Raw genomic sequence first — 16289 nt, 5'->3', positions numbered from 1 at the left:
CCTGCAGGCTCTGTGGTTCGCGAGCTGCCGACGAGCTGCAGTATGTTCGCCGTGCGATTGCGACCGCTTCCGCAAAAAGCGGGGCTATGCTCGGGGCTATCGGAAAACCGCCATGGAGTGCCCATAAAGATGAAAACCACCCGCAAGGCAATTGCTCTGCTCACCAGCCTCATCCTGCTGACCGGCTCCGCCGCAGCGTTCGCCGGAAATGGCAATGGAAACGGCAATGGCAAGGGCAACCCGCACAAGGAACACGGCAAGCAGAACGAACAGGGCTACAGCGGCAACTCATGGAACGGCAGCGGCCCGAGCATCGACGTCGGCGGCGTGCGCGTAATCCTCAACGACAACCGCGACTACTGGAGCCCCGCCAGCAACCTGCCGCCGGGCATCCAGAAGAACCTCGCCCGCGGCAAACCGCTCCCGCCCGGCATCGCCAAGAAACTCGACGGCCGCCTGGTCGGCCAGCTGCCGCACTACGACGGCTACGAATGGCAGCAGGTCGGCACCGACCTGGTCCTGGTGACCATTGCGACGGGGATCATCTACCAGGTGCTGCAGGGCGTGATGCACTGACGCCAGCTTCGCACCTGTCGGAATCCAACGACATCGCTGCTGCTTCGGCGTACCATCCGATGGCAAATTTTGCCATTCTGGAGTTCGCCGCCCATGAGCACCATGAACATTTCCCTGCCGGAGACCTTGAAGGTTTTTGTCGACGAACAGGTCAACCAACGGGGTTTCGGCACCAGCAGCGAGTACGTCCGCGAGTTGATCCGCAAGGACCAGGACCGCCAGCGCCTGCGCAACCTGTTGCTGGCCGGCGCCGAATCCGCGCCGACACAGCCTGCCGATGAGGGCTACTTCGAATCACTGCGCAAACGGGTAACGGATAACCGCCGGTGAAGGGCCGCCCCGTCATCCCCCGCGCCGTTGCCCGGCAAGACATCGAGTCGGCGGTCGAGCACTACCTGAACGAGGACGCCGAGAAAGCGGCGCTCGGCCTGATCGATGAACTGGAAAAAGTCTTCGGCCTACTCGCCAGGCACCCGGAGAGCGGCTCAAGCCGCTACGCCCACGAACTCGACCTGCCCGGCCTGCGCAGCTGGCCGCTGAAGCGCTACCCGTACCTGATCTTCTACGTCGTGCGCGCAGACCACATCGACGTCTGGCGGGTGCTCCACGCCATGCAGGACATCCCGGCCTGGATGACAGAAGGCGACTAAACCAAGCCCGTAGGATGGGTTGAGCCCAGGCGAAACCCATGCTGCCAACGAGATGGGTTTCGCTTCGCTCAACGCCATCCTACGTCTCTTCGTCGAGGCTCTTCTGATCAGCAGAAGGCAAGCCTTCCCCCGTCAGCAGCCACCAACGGTACTGGGGATAAAGCTCCGCAAGCCGCTCCAGCTCCTCTACCCCCATGCGGGCGCGTCCGCGCTTGATGCTCTGCCAGCGGACGTAATCCTTGCTGTTTACCTCGGCCAGGTCCTTCAGGCTGGTTTGCTCCAGCAGGCGGAGGGCTCTGGCGGCCATACCTTGGGCCATTGAAAAATCCGTTATGGAGTATTGCCATAAAAGCGAAGACATGGAAATATTCCATATCTCTCGCAACCTCAGTGCGAGGAATACTGACGGAACGGGCATCCAACTGGAAGTGCGCTGCCTTTGCTCGCCCGGATTTCTGGCCGGTGCCTACGGCACCGATATCAAGGATGGAATGACCATGCCCTCATTTGACACAGCGAACGCTCTATCCCTTCTCGGCAAAAACGTGCAGGTAGAACTGCATTGGTCCGAAGACCCTCGCCCCCTCATCTACCGCGTCCGCATCGTCGGCGTAGCACTCACGCTGGAGGACGAGCAACCGTACTTCCTGACCCGCGATCCCGCCGAGCCGCAGCGATTCCCCGACGAGTTGTTCTGGAATGACATCCAATCGCTCAGCGTCTTGGAGGATGCGGCCGGTAACGGATAGGAGTGAACGGAAGAGAAGTGGCGGAAGGCAGTGAGAGTCGAACTCACCCAGGAACGGCTGCCGTCCCCCACCGGGTTTGAAGCCCGGCCACGCCACCGGGCGTGATTGCCTTCCGTATTGACCTGCAGGGCTTTTTCGCCAGCTTTCAGCACCGCCCCTGGCGGAATGTCGAAGAGTGTCGACTGTTCGAACGTCAGTTGCAGCGACGGGATGTTGCCACCGTCCGCCATCACGAGACTAGCGAAGCTATGTCGCAGCAAGCGAGAGGCCGGACACGCAGACAAGCCTAGGCGTTTATTCACGAGTCACCGGGCCGCAGTCGGCGGATAGACGCCGGCGAGACGCGCAATCAGGACACCGACGTAAAAGACCCCTGAGAACTCTTCGATCATTACCAGTGAACGGGCGTGGTTGGTCAATGGCAGAACATCGCCGAAACCGGTGGTGGTAAGCGTCGTGAAGCTGAAGTAGATCAGTTTGAAAAAGGTGCCGGGCTGTGCGAAGTCAAGGCGACCGGGGCCGTATGAGCCTGCGCTGGATATCTCGATCAGCGCATAGAGGAAAGCCCAGGCGAAGGCCAGCAGGATGTAGCCCGCAAGAGCACCATGCAGCTTGTCGGCAGTGATGGGCCCTCGCTCGAGGACATAGCGAAGGACCCCGCTGATCGAGACGAGAAGCGACAACGTGAAGATGCTCCCGGCAAGCTCCAGCATCGCGACGCTCTCCACCCACAATGCCACCCATTGAACGCCCACCCCAAGCAATGCCAGGCCCAGCTTGAGGATGAACCCCGGGCGGGACTGTCGGGTGGCGAAGGCGCCCACCAGCAGCACGCTTGAAAACAGGATGCCGAGCAGCGTACGCGCATGTATCCCCTCTTCAAGGAAAGGAAACAGAAGGATCAGGCCAAGCAGGAGCAGCAACAGATAGGTGCAGGGCCCATGACCTATGACCAGATGGGCCAAGTCATCGTCGGAATCGGTTCTAGCGTGCGGATCTGGCATTGCCGTCTTCCTGATGTCCGAAGGACGCCGACCGGGTTTCAACAGCGTCGGCCCTTGGAAACTCTAGTCGCGAACCCACGCAGGTGGATTCAACCAGGGTGAGCTTTCGCCCACGACAGCCATCGTGTCGAAAGTGGTAGGCTTTCTGCCGCTCGTACCCTCCTCTTCCGGTGGCAATCAGGCCAGCGCCTGTAACGCCAACGCCGAATCCTCGCGAATCCGCCGCTCGTTGCCGAAGCGGCGGGTGAAGCCTATGCGGTCGAAGTACTCCAGCAATTGGATGCTGCGCTTGCGGCCGATGGCGATGCGGTCGCGGAAGGCGGCGGCGCGGATCAGGCCTTGTTCTTCGCGCAGTTGCAGGGTGATTTGCGCAAGCTGGCGGATGGTTTCGTCGGGGTAGAACAGGTCTTTCACCACCTGGTGGAGTTGGCCGAGGCGGGCGAGTTTGCGCAGAAGCAGGCGCATGGCGGCTTCGTCGACTTGCAGTTCGCGGGCAAGGTCGCGAGTCCAGGGTGGGTCGAAGGCGCCGGCCAGCAGCAGGGGCCAGATTTGCTCGCGCAGGCCTTCGTCTGCTTCGCCCAGTTGCACGCGGTGGTCTGGCAGATGCAGCCAGGGGCCGCTGCTTTCCACGGCTTTGCTGGCTAGGGCCTGTTCCAGCAGGGCGATGAAGATCGGGCGTTCCAGCTGCGGCAGCGCGTAGCGGCGCAGGCGGTCGCGGTCGGGACCGAGCTCGTCGGGTTGCTCTTCGTGGAAGCGGGCCAGGGCTTGTCGCAGCGCCTCGTCCAGGTCGGCCCAGCGCTTTGCGGTGAACAGGCGCGGACCTCCCCTTGTTGTGATTTCCAGCACCTCTCCGTCGAGCTTCCAGCTGCTGCGCGGGCGGTTGAACTGGCGCGCCAGCAGGGTGGGGTCGAGGCCGTTGTCGGCGTGCTGCAGCAGCACCGGCAGGGCCTGCTCCAGGCTGTCGCCGCGCAGGGCTTGCAGTTGTGCGAGGCGGGCTTCGCCGCGGCGGTTGCGGGCCGGGGCGAAGGGGTCGAGGGCGCGGCCGCCGCCCAGCGTGCGCTGGGCGGATTGGTCGCGCAGCACCAGGCGGTCGCCGTGCACGGCTTGCACCGGCGCGTTCAGTACGAGCTGGGCGAACGCGCGTTCGCCGGGTGCAAGGCGTTCGTCTTCGAGCAAGGCGACACGACCGGTGACGTCCTGGGCGCCGAGGTGGATGTGCAGCGGCGTCCAGTGTGCGAGGGCGCGGGTTTCGCTGGGCAACAATTGCAGGTCGATGTCGATGCGCGTGGTCGGCGCGTGCAGCTCCGGCGCGAGCAGCCAGTCGCCGCGCTTCACCTGCTCTGCGGTGAGGCGTTCACCGACGATGTTCAGTGCCACGCGCTGGCCGGCGTGGGCTTGTTCGGCGGCTCGGTTCTGCGCGTGCAGGCCGCGTACGCGGACCTTGCGGCCGGCGCTGCCGAGCAGCAGTTCGTCGCCCACCTGCACGCTGCCGGAGAAGGCCGTGCCGGTGACCACCAGGCCGGCGCCGCTGACGCTGAATGCGCGGTCCACGGCAAGGCGAAAGCCGCCTTGCGTCGAGCGAGCATGAACGTCTTGTGCCGCCTCGGCGAGTGCGCCGCGCAACGTATCCACACCCTCCCCTGTCACGCTGGAAACGGCGTAGATGGGCGCGCCTGCATAGGGTCCGGACGCCAGCAGCGACTCGATTTCAGCGCGGGCTTCGGCGACGCGTTGCGGACTGGCGCGATCGATCTTGGTCAGCGCCACCAGGGCACGGGGGATGCCGAGCAGTTGGACGATGGCGAGGTGTTCGCGGGTCTGCGGCATCACGCCGTCGTCGGCGGCTACTACCAGCAGCACCAGGTCGATGCCGCTGGCGCCGGCCAGCATGTTGTGGACGAAGCGCTCGTGGCCCGGCACGTCGATGAAGCCGGTGAGCTCGCCGTCGCCCAGGTCGGCGTACACGTAGCCGAGGTCGATGGTGATGCCGCGTTCGCGCTCGGCAGGGCGGCGGTCGCCTTCCACGCCGGTGAGGGCGCGCAGCAGGGCAGTCTTGCCGTGGTCGATGTGGCCGGCGGTTCCGACGATCACGCGGCGCCCTCGGCGAGGTGCGGCAGTTGCGCGAGGAAGGCGGGCTCGTCGTCGAGCTGGCGCAGGTCGAGCCACAGGGCGTCGTCGTCGATGCGGCCGAGCACCGGAATCGGCAGGCTGCGCAAGCGCTCTTCCAGCTCACGCAGGACGCGACCGCGAAGGCGCTTGTTGCTTTGTGGTCGCAGGCACAGCGCAGCGCTGGGCAATCGAGCTACCGGCTGGGCGCCGCTGCCGATCATGCCGAGGGCCGCTTCGGTGCTGACGGTCCAGCCTTCGCCTAAATGCGCGGCTAGCAGAGGCGCGAGGCGCTCGGCCTGGGACTGGATATCGGCCTGCGGGCGGCTCAGCAGGCGCAGCGTGGTCAGGCGTTCGGCGAGGCGATCTGGGTCGCGGTAGAGGTTGAGCACCGCTTCCAGCGCCGCGAGGGTCAACTTGTCCACGCGCAGGGCGCGCTTGAGCGGGTTCTTCTTGATCCGCCCGATCAGTTCCTTGCTGCCGAGGATCAGGCCGGCCTGGGGGCCGCCGAGGAGTTTGTCGCCGCTGAAGGTGACGATGTCGGCGCCGTCTTTCAGCGCTTCCTGCACCGTTGGCTCCTTGGGCAGGCCCCAGCGCGTGAGGTCGACCAGGGTGCCGCTGCCGAGGTCCTCCAGCAGCGGCAGGCCGTGGGCGTGGGCGATGCCGGCAAGGTCGCGGGTGGCGACGCTGGCGGTGAAGCCCTGCACGCTGTAGTTGCTGGTGTGCACGCGCATCAGCAGGCCCGAGCGCGGGCCGATGGCGGCTTCGTAGTCCTTCGCATGGGTACGGTTGGTGGTGCCGACCTCGACCAGCTTCACGCCGGCGCGGGCCATGATGTCGGGGATGCGGAAGGCGCCTCCGATCTCGATCAGTTCGCCGCGCGAGATGATGCCTTCCTTGCGCGCGCCCAGGCTGTTGAGCGCCAGCAGCACGGCGGCGGCGTTGTTGTTGACCACTGTGACCGCCTCGCCGCCGGTCATCTCGCGGATCAGCCCGGTGATGAGGTCGTCGCGGTCGCCGCGCTTGCCGCTGGCCAGGTCGAATTCGAGGTTGAGCGGATAGCGCGCGGCCGTGGTGATCGCCTCGATGGCTTCTTCCGGCAGCAGCGCGCGGCCGAGGTTGGTGTGCAGCACCGTGCCGGTCAGGTTGAACACCCGGCGCACCCGGCTGGCGTGATGTGCGGCGAGGCGTTCTCCGGCGCGGCCCGCGAGCACGGCTTCGCTGAGCTCCACGGCGCCGAGCTGGCCGTGGCGTGCCGGTTCGCGCAGTTCATCGAGCAGGTCGCGCAGGGTGGCGAGCAAAGCTTCACGACCGTAGCGCTGCTGCAGCGGCGCGCAGGCCGGGCTGCGCAGCAGGCGGTCGATGGAGGGCAGGCGGGCGGAGGTCATCGGCGGTCCTTTGCAGGGTTCGGAAGACGGGTGCCACGGGCGCACCAGCGCGCCGGTTGAACGCGCGGTTCGAGGGTCCGGATGGAGTTTAGGTCAGTCCGATTCGCCCGGCGCCAGCAGCAGGTTCGGCGCGCGGCGCAGGTAGCCTTCCTCGGCCAGGCGAATGTCCAGGGCCAGGCTGGCGAGGTCGTCGGCCTGCGGTTCGGCGGCTTCGTCGCGCTCCATGTAGAACTGTTTCAGATAGCCCTGGCAGCCGGGGCAGACTTCGGCGCGGATGGGCGCGCGGGCGGCCTCGTGGGCGTCGCTGTGCAGCGACAGGTAGGTCAGCCCCTTGCTCTCGCGGCAGTGGCTGCACTTGACCCGCACGTAGTGCCATTCGCAGGAGCACAGCGAGCAAGCTAGGTAGCGCAGGGTGCTGTATTTGCCGCGATGGTGGATGACCCCTGCCACCGGCGGTGAGCCGCAGGCCGGGCACAACGTCTGCTCCTCGCTCTCCTGCAGCAGGCCCTCGGGCAGTCGCAGCAGCCAGTGACTGAAGGCGACCTGCAGAGTCGCGCCGAGGAAGGGCACCAGCGCCGCCGGCAGTAGCTCGTACTGGCCGTTGAGCAGCCCCAGCGCCCAGGCCTTGCGCTGGCCGGCATCGGCTGTGCGCAACCGCTGCAGAGCATCGGCTATGGGGCTTGGGGCGACTTCGAAGGCATCGAGCAACGGGTCGAGCAGCGCCAGCCAGGCGCCTTCGCGCACCAGCGTCTCGAAGGCCAGCGGCGGCATGCCGTGCTCGATGCTGCGACGCAGGGCGGCTTCGTCGGGCATGGGCAGCGCGGGCTGGGTGTCGAGAAGGCGTTGCTGGGTATCGCAGAGTTCGGCCACAAGGTTGAGGTAGCCGCCCAACGGGTTGCCTTCGGCGAGCTGGCGCAAGCGTGCGGCGCGACGGGTGAAGAGGTCGTGCGACGGCAGCTTGAGGAAGGGCGGGATGTTGGCGGCGGCTTCGATCTGGCCGGGTTCGAGGATTTGGCCTGGCACGCAGGACTCCTTGTGTTGAGGATTCGATTCGGGGCATGGCCCCGGCGAAGAATGGCTTTTCGTAGGAGCGAGCTTGCTCGCGAATGGCCCCGCCGCGGGGTTGGTTCGCGAGCAAGCTCGCTCCTACAGGTTCAGCTCCGCTTTCAGTGGCCCTTCCCCTTGTCCACGCTCTTCAGCCAGGCGCCGTGGTGCTTGCGCGCCCAGGCGCGGCTTACCCAACCATAGAGCATCGCGCCCATCGAGCCCTTGACCCAGATGCCAGCGTAGATGTGCACGAGGATGCTGCAGATCAGCACGAAGGCGGCGAAGGCGTGCAGCAGCACCGAAAGGCGGATCACGCCGATGCCGAACCAGGCGCTGAAGTATTGCCGCCAGATCACGAAGCCGGTCACCAGCAGCACCAGCATGCACAGCAGCAGGGTCCAGAACAGCAGCTTCTGCCCGGCGTTGTAGCGCCCGACTTCGGGCAGCTTCTCCTCGCGGTTGGCGACCACGTCGCGCCACTGCTTCAGCCACTGCACGTCGCTTTTCTCGAGCAGGTTGTGGCTGGCGAAGCGGATGACCAGACCGAGGAAGAACACGAACATCGCCACCCCCAGGAAGGGGTGCAGGATCCGCGTCCAGGGGCCGCCGCCGAACAGGTAGCTGAGCCAGAACAGCGCCGGGTGGAACAGCGCCAGCCCCGACAGCCCGGCGAGGATGAAGAACAGCGCCACCATCCAGTGGTTGCTGCGTTCGTTGGCGGTATAGCGTTGGATGTCTCTTTTCATCTCGCTCTCCCGGCGTCATTTCCGCTCGCGCGGGTCATAGCCGTGGACCGACGGGTCGACCTTGTGCACCGGCGATTCCGGGCCCGGTCCGGGCTCTTCGTCCTCTTCGGTGCGGTTCGGCCCGGTGCGCGTGTAGTGGAAGAACCCGGCCAGCACCACCGCGCCCATGGCCAGCAGGCCGAACGGTTTGGTGAGGCCCTTCCACAGGCTGACCAGCGGGCTGATCGCCGGCGCATCGGGCAGGCCGGCGTACAGCGAGGGCTTGTCGTTGTGGTGCAGCACGTACATCACGTGGGTGCCGCCGACGCCTTCGGGGTCATACAGCCCGGCGTGCTCGAAACCGCGCGACTTAAGGTCCTCGATGCGTTCGGCGGCGTGTTCCTTCATCGCTTCCTTGGTGCCGAAGACGATGGCGCCGGTCGGGCAGGTCTTCACGCAGGCGGGCTCCATCCCGGCGCTGACGCGGTCGGAGCACAGCGTGCACTTGTAGGCCTTGTGGTCCTTCTGCGAGATGCGCGGGATGTTGAACGGGCAGCCGGTAATGCAGTAGCCACAGCCGATGCAGTGGTCCTGGTTGAAGTCGACGATGCCGTTGGCGTACTTCACGATCGCCCCCGGGCTCGGGCAGGCCTTCAGGCAGCCCGGCTCGTCGCAGTGCATGCAGCCGTCCTTGCGGATCAGCCATTCGAGGTTGCCGGCGGCGTTCTCGTGTTCGGTGAAGCGCATCACCGTCCAGGATTCGGCCGTCAGGTCGATGGGGTTGTCGTACACGCCGTGGTTGTGGCCGACCTCGTCGCGCAGCTCGTTCCATTCCGAGCACGCCACCTGGCAGGCCTTGCAGCCGATGCACTTGGAGACGTCGATGAGCTTGGCCACTTCCTCCTGCTGCCGCACCGAAGGCATCGGCGTGGTGGTGGCCGATCGGGCATGGATATCCTGGCTGCTCATGCCTCACCTCCCGCGATTTTCTCGACGTTGACCAGGAACGACTTGAACTCCGGCGTCTGCGTATTTCCATCGCCGACGAAGGGCGTCAGCGTGTTGGTCAGGTAGCCGTTGCGCGCGACGCCGGAGAAGCCCCAGTGCAGCGGGATGCCGACGTGGTGCACGGTCTGGCCGTTCACCTGCAGCGGGCGGATGCGCTTGGTCACCACCGCCACCGCCTTGATGTAGCCGCGGTTGGAGGAGACCTTCACGCGGTCGCCGGCAACGATGCCCAGTTCCTTGGCCAGGACCTCGCCGATCTCGACGAACTGTTCCGGCTGGGTGATCGCGTTGAGGCGGCAATGCTTGGTCCAGAAGTGGAAGTGCTCGGTGAGCCGGTAGGTGGTTGCCGCGTAGGGGAACTCCTTGGCCGTGCCGAACAGTTCCATGTCGTTCTTGAACACCCGCGCCGCCGGGTTGCTGGTGGCCTTGGGGTTGTCCTTGTGCAGCGGGTTGATGCCGATGGGCGTCTCGAACGGCTCGTAGTGCTCGGGGAACGGGCCCTCGGCCATCTTGTCGACGGCGAAGAAACGCGCCACACCCTCGGGGTTCATGATGAACGGGTTCATCCCCGCTTCCGGCGGCACGTCGGGCTTGTAGTCGGGCACGTCGGTGCCGCCCCAGGCCTTGCCGTTCCACCACACCAGGCGTTTCTTCTCCGGGTCCCACGGCTTGCCGCTGACATCGGCCGAAGCGCGGTTGTAGAGGATCCGCCGGTTGGCCGGCCAGGCCCAGGCCCAGCCAAGGGTCTGGCCCATGGCGTAGGGGTCGCTGTTGTCGCGACGGGCCATCTGGTTGCCGAGCTGGGTCCAGGAGCCGGAGAAGATCCAGCAACCGCTGGCGGTGCTGCCGTCGTCGCGCAGCAGGGCGAAGCCAGGTAGTTGCTCGCCAGCCTTGGCCAGCAGCAGGTTGGTCTTCGGATCGACCAGGTCGGCCAGCGCCTTGCCGTTGTACTCCATGGCCAGCTCCTCGGGGCTGGGCTCGTCGGGCACCTTGTAGCTCCAGTCCAGGCCGAGGATCGGGTCGGGGAACTTGCCGCCGTCCTTCGCGTACATCGCCCGCAGGCGGTGGTACAGCCCGGACATGATGGCGATGTCGGTGCGCGCCTCGCCCGGCGGCTGCGCGCCCTTCCAGTGCCATTGCAGCCAGCGCCCGGAGTTGACGATGGAGCCGTCTTCCTCGGCGAAGCAGGTCACCGGCAGGCGGAACACCGTGGTCTGGATGGCCTTGGTGTCGACGTTGTTGAAGTCGCCGGCGTTGCGCCAGAACTCCGAGGTTTCCGTCGCCAGCGGATCCATCACCACCAGCCACTTTAGCTTGGCCAGCGCGCCGCCGACCTTGGCCTTGTTGGGGAAGGAGGCGATGGGGTTGAAGCCCTGGCAGAAGTAGCCGTTGACCTTGCCCTGGTACATCAGGTCGAAGTAGCGCAGTACGTCATAGCCGGGCACGTCGAGCTTGGGCAGCCAGTCGTAGCACCAGTTGTTCTCCGCCGTGGCCGCCTTGCCGAACCAGGCCTTCATCAGGCTGACGTGGAACTTGCCGTAGTTCTGCCAGTACGACAGCTGCCCCGGGCGCAGCGGCTTGCTGGCGCGCTTGGCGATGTAGGCGGGGTAGTCCTGCTCGGCGTCCATGGCCAGGGTCAGGTAGCCGGGCAGCGAGTTGGACAGCAACCCGAGGTCGGTCAGGCCCTGGATGTTGGAGTGGCCGCGCAGGGCGTTCATGCCGCCGCCGGGCATGCCGATGTTGCCCAGCAGCAGCTGCACCATGGCGCCGGTGCGGATCATCTGCGCGCCCACCGAGTGCTGGGTCCAGCCCAGGGCGTACATGATCGTCATGACCTTGCCGGGCGCCGAAGTCTCGGCGATCTCGGCCCAGACCTTGAGCATCATGTCCTTGGGCGTGCCGCAGATGTTGCTCACCACGTCCGGCGTGTAGCGGCTGTAGTGCTGCTTCATCAGGTTGAACACGCAGCGCGGGTGCTGCAGCGTCGGGTCGACCTTGGCGAAGCCGTCCTCGCCCAGTTCGTAGCCCCAGGAGGACTTGTCCGGGTAGGTGCGCTTCTCGGCGTCGTAGCCATTGAACAGGCCGTCCTCGAAGCCGAAGCCTTCCTTCACGATGAAGGCCGCGTCGGTGTAGTGCTCGACGTATTCCTTCTGGTACTTGCCGTTCTCGATCAGATAGCTGATCAGCCCGCCCAGGAAGGCGATGTCGGTCCCGGTGCGGATCGGCGCGTAGTAGTCGGCCACGGAAGCCGAACGGGTGAAGCGCGGGTCGACCACCAGCAGCCGCGCCTTGTTGTGTGCCTTGGCTTCGGTCACCCACTTGAAGCCGCACGGGTGAGCTTCGGCGGCGTTGCCGCCCATGATGAGGATCAGGTCCGCATTCTTGATGTCGGTCCAGTGGTTGGTCATGGCTCCACGGCCAAACGTCGGGGCAAGACTTGCCACCGTCGGGCCGTGTCAGACACGCGCTTGGTTATCGAATCCCAGGATGCCGAGGGAGCGCACCACCTTGTGGGTGATGTAGCCCGCTTCGTTGGAGGATGCCGAGGCGGCGAGGAAACCGGTGGTCAACCAGCGGTTCACCGTCTGCCCCTGGGCGTTCTTCTCGATGAAGTTGGCGTCGCGGTCTTCCTTCATCAGCTTGGCGATGCGGTCGAGCGCGTCATCCCAGCCGATGCGCTTCCACTCGCTGGAACCGGCCTCGCGGATCTCGGGGTACTTGAGGCGGTTCGGGCTGTGCACGAAGTCCAGCAGGCCGGCGCCTTTCGGGCAGAGCGTGCCGCGGTTCACCGGGTGGTCCGGGTCGCCTTCGATGTGGATGACGTTCTGCGCGACGTTCTTCGCGCCGTCGCCCTGGCTGTACATGAGGATGCCGCAACCCACCGAGCAATACGGGCAGGTGTTGCGGGTCTCGGTCGTGCGTTCCAGCTTGAAGTGGCGGATCTGCTCGGCGAAGGCTTCCGGTGGCGCCATGCCGAGAGCCGCCAGGCTCGATCCTCCAAGGCCGACGGCGCAGACCTTGAAGAATTGCCGACGGTTCATGTCCATCGTGCGTCTCCTGATCAGGCAAAGGACGACCGGGACGTGGCCGGACGTCTCTGTATGAAAGATAGCCAACTTGCCATCACGTGCCAGGCACATCCCGTTCATCGGACGGAATGTGCCCTGAATGCAGGAGAAGATTCCCTGACCTCGGTCAGCTCACGGGAAATCAGCGGAAGGTCGGCAGCACACTCAGGTTGGCGGTGTCCGGGAAGAAGCAGGCGGGGTCGCCATCGTCGCCCAGGCAGGTGGGCGAGAGGTCCTGGGTGATTGTCTCGTGCAGGCCGAGCAGCAACAGCCCGATGACCAGAGCCAGAAGATAGTGGCGGTAATGGTGCAGATGCTTTCTTCGCCTGATGTTCATGACTCCCTCCAGCGGAAAGCGCGTCAAGGCACCGGGACGGCGAAAGCAGCCGCCCCTTATTTTTTAGTGTGTGCCCGCCACACCCGCTGTCAAGCACCGCGCGGCTTGGCCCAAATGCCCGCAGGGCGCGTCAGCCGGGCCGTTCACCGGCTTCCTGCGAATGCCTATGGTGCAGCCATCGCCCTACCGATGAAGCGACCATGCGCAGCCCAGACACCACCCCCTACCCTCACCTGCTGGCCCCGCTCGACCTGGGGCCGATCCGCCTGCGCAACCGGGTGGTCATGGGCTCCATGCACACCGGCCTGGAAGACCGCCTGTGGGACTTCGGCAAGCTCGCCGCCTACTACCGCGAACGCGCGCGCGGCGGCGTCGGCCTGATCATCACCGGCGGCTTCGCACCCAACCGCGAGGGCTGGCTGCTGCCGCTGGGCAGCGACCTGACCAGCGCCCTGCAGGTGCCGGCGCACCGCCGCCTGACCCAGGTGGTGCAGCGCGAGGGCGGGCGCATCCTGCTGCAGATCCTCCACGCCGGGCGCTATGGCTATCACCCGCTGGTGGTCTCGGCCTCGCCGCTGAAGTCGCCGATCAGCTGGTTCGCCCCGCGCGAGCTGTCCGAGCGCGGCATCGCCCGCACCATCGCCGCCTTCAGCCGCTGCGCGCGCCTGGCCAAGGCCGCCGGCTACGACGGCGTGGAGATCATGGGCAGCGAGGGCTACCTGCTGAACCAGTTCCTCAGCCCGCGCACCAACCAGCGCCACGACCGCTGGGGCGGCAATCTGGAAAACCGCATGCGCCTGCCGCTGGAGATCGTCCGCCGGGTGCGGCGCACGGTGGGCGAGCAGTTCGTCATCAGCTACCGCCTGTCGCTGCTCGACCTGGTGGAAGGTGGCAACACCTGGGACGAGATACGCCAGGTGGCGCTGGCCCTGCAGGACGCCGGCATCGACCTGCTCGACAGCGGCATCGGCTGGCACGAGTCGAGGGTGCCGACCATCGTCACCTCGGTGCCGCGTGCGGCCTTCGCCGAGGTCTGCGCGCGCCTGCGCCGCGAGCTGCGCATCCCGCTGATCGCCAGCAACCGCATCAACACGCCGGAAGTCGCCGAACGCCTGCTCGCCGAGGGCCAGGCCGACCTGGTGTCCATGGCCCGCCCGCTGCTGGCCGATCCGCAGTTCGTGCAGAAGGCCGCTGCCGGCCAGCCCGAGCGCATCAACACCTGCATCGCCTGCAACCAGGCCTGCCTCGACCACGCCTTCGCCAACCGCCGCGCCAGCTGCCTGGTCAACCCGCGCGCCGCCTACGAAACCGAACTGCGCTACCGCAAGACCCGCCAGCCCAAGCGCATCGCCGTGATAGGTGCGGGCCCGGCCGGGCTTTCGGCTGCTTGCGTGGCAGCGGAGCGCGGCCACCGGGTCAGCCTATTCGAGGCCAGCGACGAGATCGGCGGGCAGTTCAACCTGGCCAAGCGCGTCCCGGGCAAGGAGGAATTCCATGAAACGCTGCGCTACTTCGCCGTGCGCCTGGCCGAGCTGGGCGTCGACCTGCAGCTGGACCGGCGCATCGAACGCGGCGAGCTGCTGGGGCAGTTCGACGAGGTGATAGTCGCCACCGGCATCCGCCCGCGCCGCCTGCAATTGCCGGGCATCGAGCATCCCAAGGTGCTCAGCTATCTCGACGTGCTGCGCGGTGCTCCGGTGGGCGAGAGGGTGGCACTGATCGGCGCCGGCGGCATCGGCTTCGACGTCGCCAGCTTCCTGCTCGCCGACCGCGATGGCGCGCAAGCGCTGGGCGACTGGCTTGGCGAATGGGGCATCGACCTCGACAACGCCACGCCCGGCGGCCTGCGCGAAGCCCGACCGGTCACTCCCCGACGCCAGCTCTGGCTGCTGCAGCGCAAGAACGGCACGCCCGGCGCCGGCCTGGGCAAGACCAGCGGCTGGGTGCACCGCGCGCACCTGAAACGTCACCAGGTACGCATGCACGGCGGCGTGGAATACCTGCGCATCGACGACGCCGGCCTGCACATCCGCCTGGACGGCCACGAACTGTGCCTGGCGGTGGACAACGTGGTGATCTGCGCCGGCCAGGAGCCGCTGCTGGAACTGCAACCGACGCAGGCGGCAGAGAACCTGCGCCACCACGTGATCGGCGGCGCCCGCCTGGCCCGCGAGCTGGATGCCAAGCGTGCGATCCGCGAAGGCGCAGAGTTGGCGGCGCGCCTGTGAATCCGCATTTCCCGTAGGAGCGAGCTTGCTCGCGAAAGCTCTTGCGCCAGGGCTGTTCGCAAGCAAGCGCGCTCCTGCGAAAAGCAGCATCGTCCCAGCCATTTCCTACTCGCATCTCGGCCGCATCACTGTAATCTGTTAGATTACAGTCCGGCGATGATCAAGAGCATCCGCCACAAGGGCCTGCGAGCCCTCTACCAACATGGGGATCATCGCGGCGTGCGAGCCGATCACGTGCCCAGGTTGCAACGTATCCTCGCCGCCCTGGAGACCGCCCGAAACCCGAAGGAGATGGACCTGCCCGGCTACCGCCTGCATGCGCTGAAAGGTTCGCTGCAGGGATTTTGGGCGGTCAGTGTCTCGGGCAACTGGCGGGTGATCTTCCGCTTCGAAGGCATCGACGCCGAGCTGCTGGACTACCTCGATTACCACTGACCGGAGAGCCGCACCATGGCCATGCATAACCCTCCCCATCCGGGCGACATCCTGCGCGAGGACGTGCTGCCGGAGCTGCGCCTGTCGGTGACCGCCCTGGCCAATCACCTGGGCTTCAGCCGCCCCCACCTGTCCAAGGTGCTCAATGGCCGCGCGCCCATCAGCGCCGACCTGGCCTGGCGCCTCGAACAGGCCGGGCTGTCCAGTGCCCGCCATTGGCTGGCCATGCAGGCGGCCTACGACCTCTGGCAGGTCAGCCAGCAACCGCACCCGCCGATCCCACGGCTGCAGGCGGTGGCGTAGGGAATACAGAAGGCCCTCGGTTCGAATCCGCGGTCGGCGGATGCCTCGGTCGAACGGCGTACAACCGCGCACGGGCTCGACTTCGGCGTTGCCGGCAAGCCCGGTTCGACGGCAAGCGGTTGTAAGCCGCACCCCAGTGTCGGCCTGCACGCTCCGACTTGGTGCATACTTGCCGGCTGCTTTTTCCCGCTTCGCTTGCCAAGGAGTTCCCCATGCCCACGCCCCCCTGGTGGCTGTTCGTTCTGCCGCTGATCGCCGGCGCCTGCCTGCCGCTGCAGGCGGGCATCAATGGTCAGTTGGCCAAGCAGGTGACCAGCGTGCTGGCCGCCGCGCTGATTTCCTTCTGCGTCGGCATGCTCGGCCTGCTCGCGCTGACCCTGGCCAACCGCGAGATGCCGACCCTGCAAGCCCTGCGCGGGCTGCAATGGTGGCACTGGTGCGGTGGCTTCCTCGGCGCGTTCTTCATCTTCATCGCCGCCTTCGCCGCGCCCCGCGTCGGCGCCCTGATGTTCATGGTGCTGGTGCTGGCTGGCCAGTTGGGCATGGCGATGACCCTCGACCACTTCGGCTGGGCCGGTTTCAAGGAGAACCCGGTCAGCGCCATGAAGGTTGCGGGCCTGGCCGCCATCGCCTTCGGCATCTGGATGATCCGCAAGGGCTGAGCC

17 protein-coding genes and 1 tRNA gene are annotated in these 16289 nt (G+C 66.3%); 8 read left to right on the top strand and 10 right to left on the bottom strand.

What is annotated here, in order from left to right; genetic code table 11:
• Positions 1–129 precede the first annotated feature (129 nt).
• The 3 genes from ACA097_RS15950 (at position 130) to ACA097_RS15940 (ending at position 1226) form a co-directional block, all read left to right on the top strand.
• Positions 130–576 (top strand): anti-virulence regulator CigR family protein, encoded by a 447-nt coding sequence (locus ACA097_RS15950; protein ID WP_371364456.1) that lies wholly within the window; start codon positions 130–132, stop codon positions 574–576.
• Positions 577–669: 93 nt separating this feature from the next.
• A complete protein-coding gene (locus tag ACA097_RS15945; RefSeq protein ID WP_043255560.1) occupies positions 670–906 on the top strand; it encodes a type II toxin-antitoxin system ParD family antitoxin in 237 nt (78 codons plus the stop codon).
• Positions 903–1226, top strand: coding sequence for a type II toxin-antitoxin system RelE/ParE family toxin (locus tag ACA097_RS15940; protein WP_043255563.1), 324 nt, complete (start codon positions 903–905; stop codon positions 1224–1226). The genes ACA097_RS15945 and ACA097_RS15940 overlap by 4 nt, the downstream gene beginning before the upstream one ends.
• 79 nt (positions 1227–1305) lie before the next feature.
• Here the strand turns inward: ACA097_RS15940 and ACA097_RS15935 are convergent, their stop codons facing one another.
• Positions 1306–1587: a DNA-binding protein gene (locus tag ACA097_RS15935; protein ID WP_371364453.1), complete on the bottom strand. Its 282-nt coding sequence runs from the start codon at positions 1585–1587 to the stop codon at positions 1306–1308.
• On the opposite strand from ACA097_RS15935, the gene ACA097_RS15930 reads away from it, so the two are divergent.
• Positions 1586–1975, top strand: a complete 390-nt coding sequence (locus tag ACA097_RS15930; protein ID WP_371364451.1) for a hypothetical protein — start codon at positions 1586–1588, stop codon at positions 1973–1975. The two genes, ACA097_RS15935 and ACA097_RS15930, sit on opposite strands and share 2 nt — an antisense overlap.
• An 18-nt stretch (positions 1976–1993) precedes the next feature.
• On the opposite strand, the gene ACA097_RS15925 is transcribed toward ACA097_RS15930, so the two are convergent.
• From ACA097_RS15925 to ACA097_RS15885, 9 genes are all read right to left on the bottom strand, one after another.
• A tRNA-Sec gene (locus tag ACA097_RS15925) sits at positions 1994–2089 on the bottom strand.
• Positions 2090–2280: 191 nt separating this feature from the next.
• Complete coding sequence (locus ACA097_RS15920; protein WP_160288482.1) at positions 2281–2979, bottom strand: two pore domain potassium channel family protein; 699 nt, start codon at positions 2977–2979, stop codon at positions 2281–2283.
• 177 nt (positions 2980–3156) lie between these two features.
• Positions 3157–5070 (bottom strand): selenocysteine-specific translation elongation factor, encoded by a 1914-nt coding sequence (gene selB / locus ACA097_RS15915; protein ID WP_371364449.1) that lies wholly within the window; start codon positions 5068–5070, stop codon positions 3157–3159.
• On the bottom strand, positions 5067–6473 hold the full coding sequence (selA, locus tag ACA097_RS15910) for an L-seryl-tRNA(Sec) selenium transferase (protein WP_371364447.1): 1407 nt from the start codon (positions 6471–6473) through the stop codon (positions 5067–5069). Before selA ends, selB begins: the two co-directional genes overlap by 4 nt.
• Positions 6474–6566: 93 nt before the next feature.
• Entirely contained in the window at positions 6567–7496 is a 930-nt protein-coding gene (gene fdhE, locus ACA097_RS15905; RefSeq protein ID WP_160288485.1) for a formate dehydrogenase accessory protein FdhE, read from the bottom strand.
• Between the two features lie 143 nt (positions 7497–7639).
• Positions 7640–8266: a formate dehydrogenase subunit gamma gene (locus ACA097_RS15900; RefSeq protein WP_371364445.1), complete on the bottom strand. Its 627-nt coding sequence runs from the start codon at positions 8264–8266 to the stop codon at positions 7640–7642.
• 15 nt (positions 8267–8281) lie between these two features.
• Positions 8282–9214 (bottom strand): formate dehydrogenase subunit beta, encoded by a 933-nt coding sequence (gene fdxH / locus ACA097_RS15895; RefSeq protein WP_043255576.1) that lies wholly within the window; start codon positions 9212–9214, stop codon positions 8282–8284.
• The gene (gene fdnG / locus ACA097_RS15890; protein WP_371364443.1) at positions 9211–12300 is read right to left on the bottom strand and encodes a formate dehydrogenase-N subunit alpha; all 3090 of its coding nucleotides are present in this window, start codon (positions 12298–12300) and stop codon (positions 9211–9213) included. Before fdnG ends, fdxH begins: the two co-directional genes overlap by 4 nt.
• Positions 12301–12463: 163 nt before the next feature.
• Complete coding sequence (locus ACA097_RS15885; RefSeq protein ID WP_043255581.1) at positions 12464–12658, bottom strand: hypothetical protein; 195 nt, start codon at positions 12656–12658, stop codon at positions 12464–12466.
• Between the two features lie 200 nt (positions 12659–12858).
• Between ACA097_RS15885 and ACA097_RS15880 the strand changes: the two genes are divergently transcribed.
• The 4 genes from ACA097_RS15880 to ACA097_RS15865 all read left to right on the top strand — a co-directional run bounded on the left by ACA097_RS15880 (position 12859) and on the right by ACA097_RS15865 (position 16286).
• Positions 12859–14886, top strand: a complete 2028-nt coding sequence (locus ACA097_RS15880; RefSeq protein WP_371364440.1) for an FAD-dependent oxidoreductase — start codon at positions 12859–12861, stop codon at positions 14884–14886.
• Between the two features lie 156 nt (positions 14887–15042).
• Positions 15043–15321 (top strand): type II toxin-antitoxin system RelE/ParE family toxin, encoded by a 279-nt coding sequence (locus ACA097_RS15875; protein WP_371364438.1) that lies wholly within the window; start codon positions 15043–15045, stop codon positions 15319–15321.
• Between the two features lie 15 nt (positions 15322–15336).
• The gene (locus ACA097_RS15870; RefSeq protein WP_371364436.1) at positions 15337–15624 is read left to right on the top strand and encodes a HigA family addiction module antitoxin; all 288 of its coding nucleotides are present in this window, start codon (positions 15337–15339) and stop codon (positions 15622–15624) included.
• Between the two features lie 212 nt (positions 15625–15836).
• Positions 15837–16286, top strand: a complete 450-nt coding sequence (locus ACA097_RS15865) for a DMT family transporter (protein ID WP_371364434.1) — start codon at positions 15837–15839, stop codon at positions 16284–16286.
• The last annotated feature ends 3 nt before the right edge of the window (positions 16287–16289 follow it).

The sequence above is a fragment of the Pseudomonas sp. QL9 genome (genome assembly GCF_041409665.1).
Classification (GTDB): domain Bacteria; phylum Pseudomonadota; class Gammaproteobacteria; order Pseudomonadales; family Pseudomonadaceae; genus Pseudomonas; species Pseudomonas knackmussii.
The sequence above is the reverse complement of the archived record's forward strand: the minus strand, read 5'-3'. Positions and strand labels throughout refer to the sequence as shown.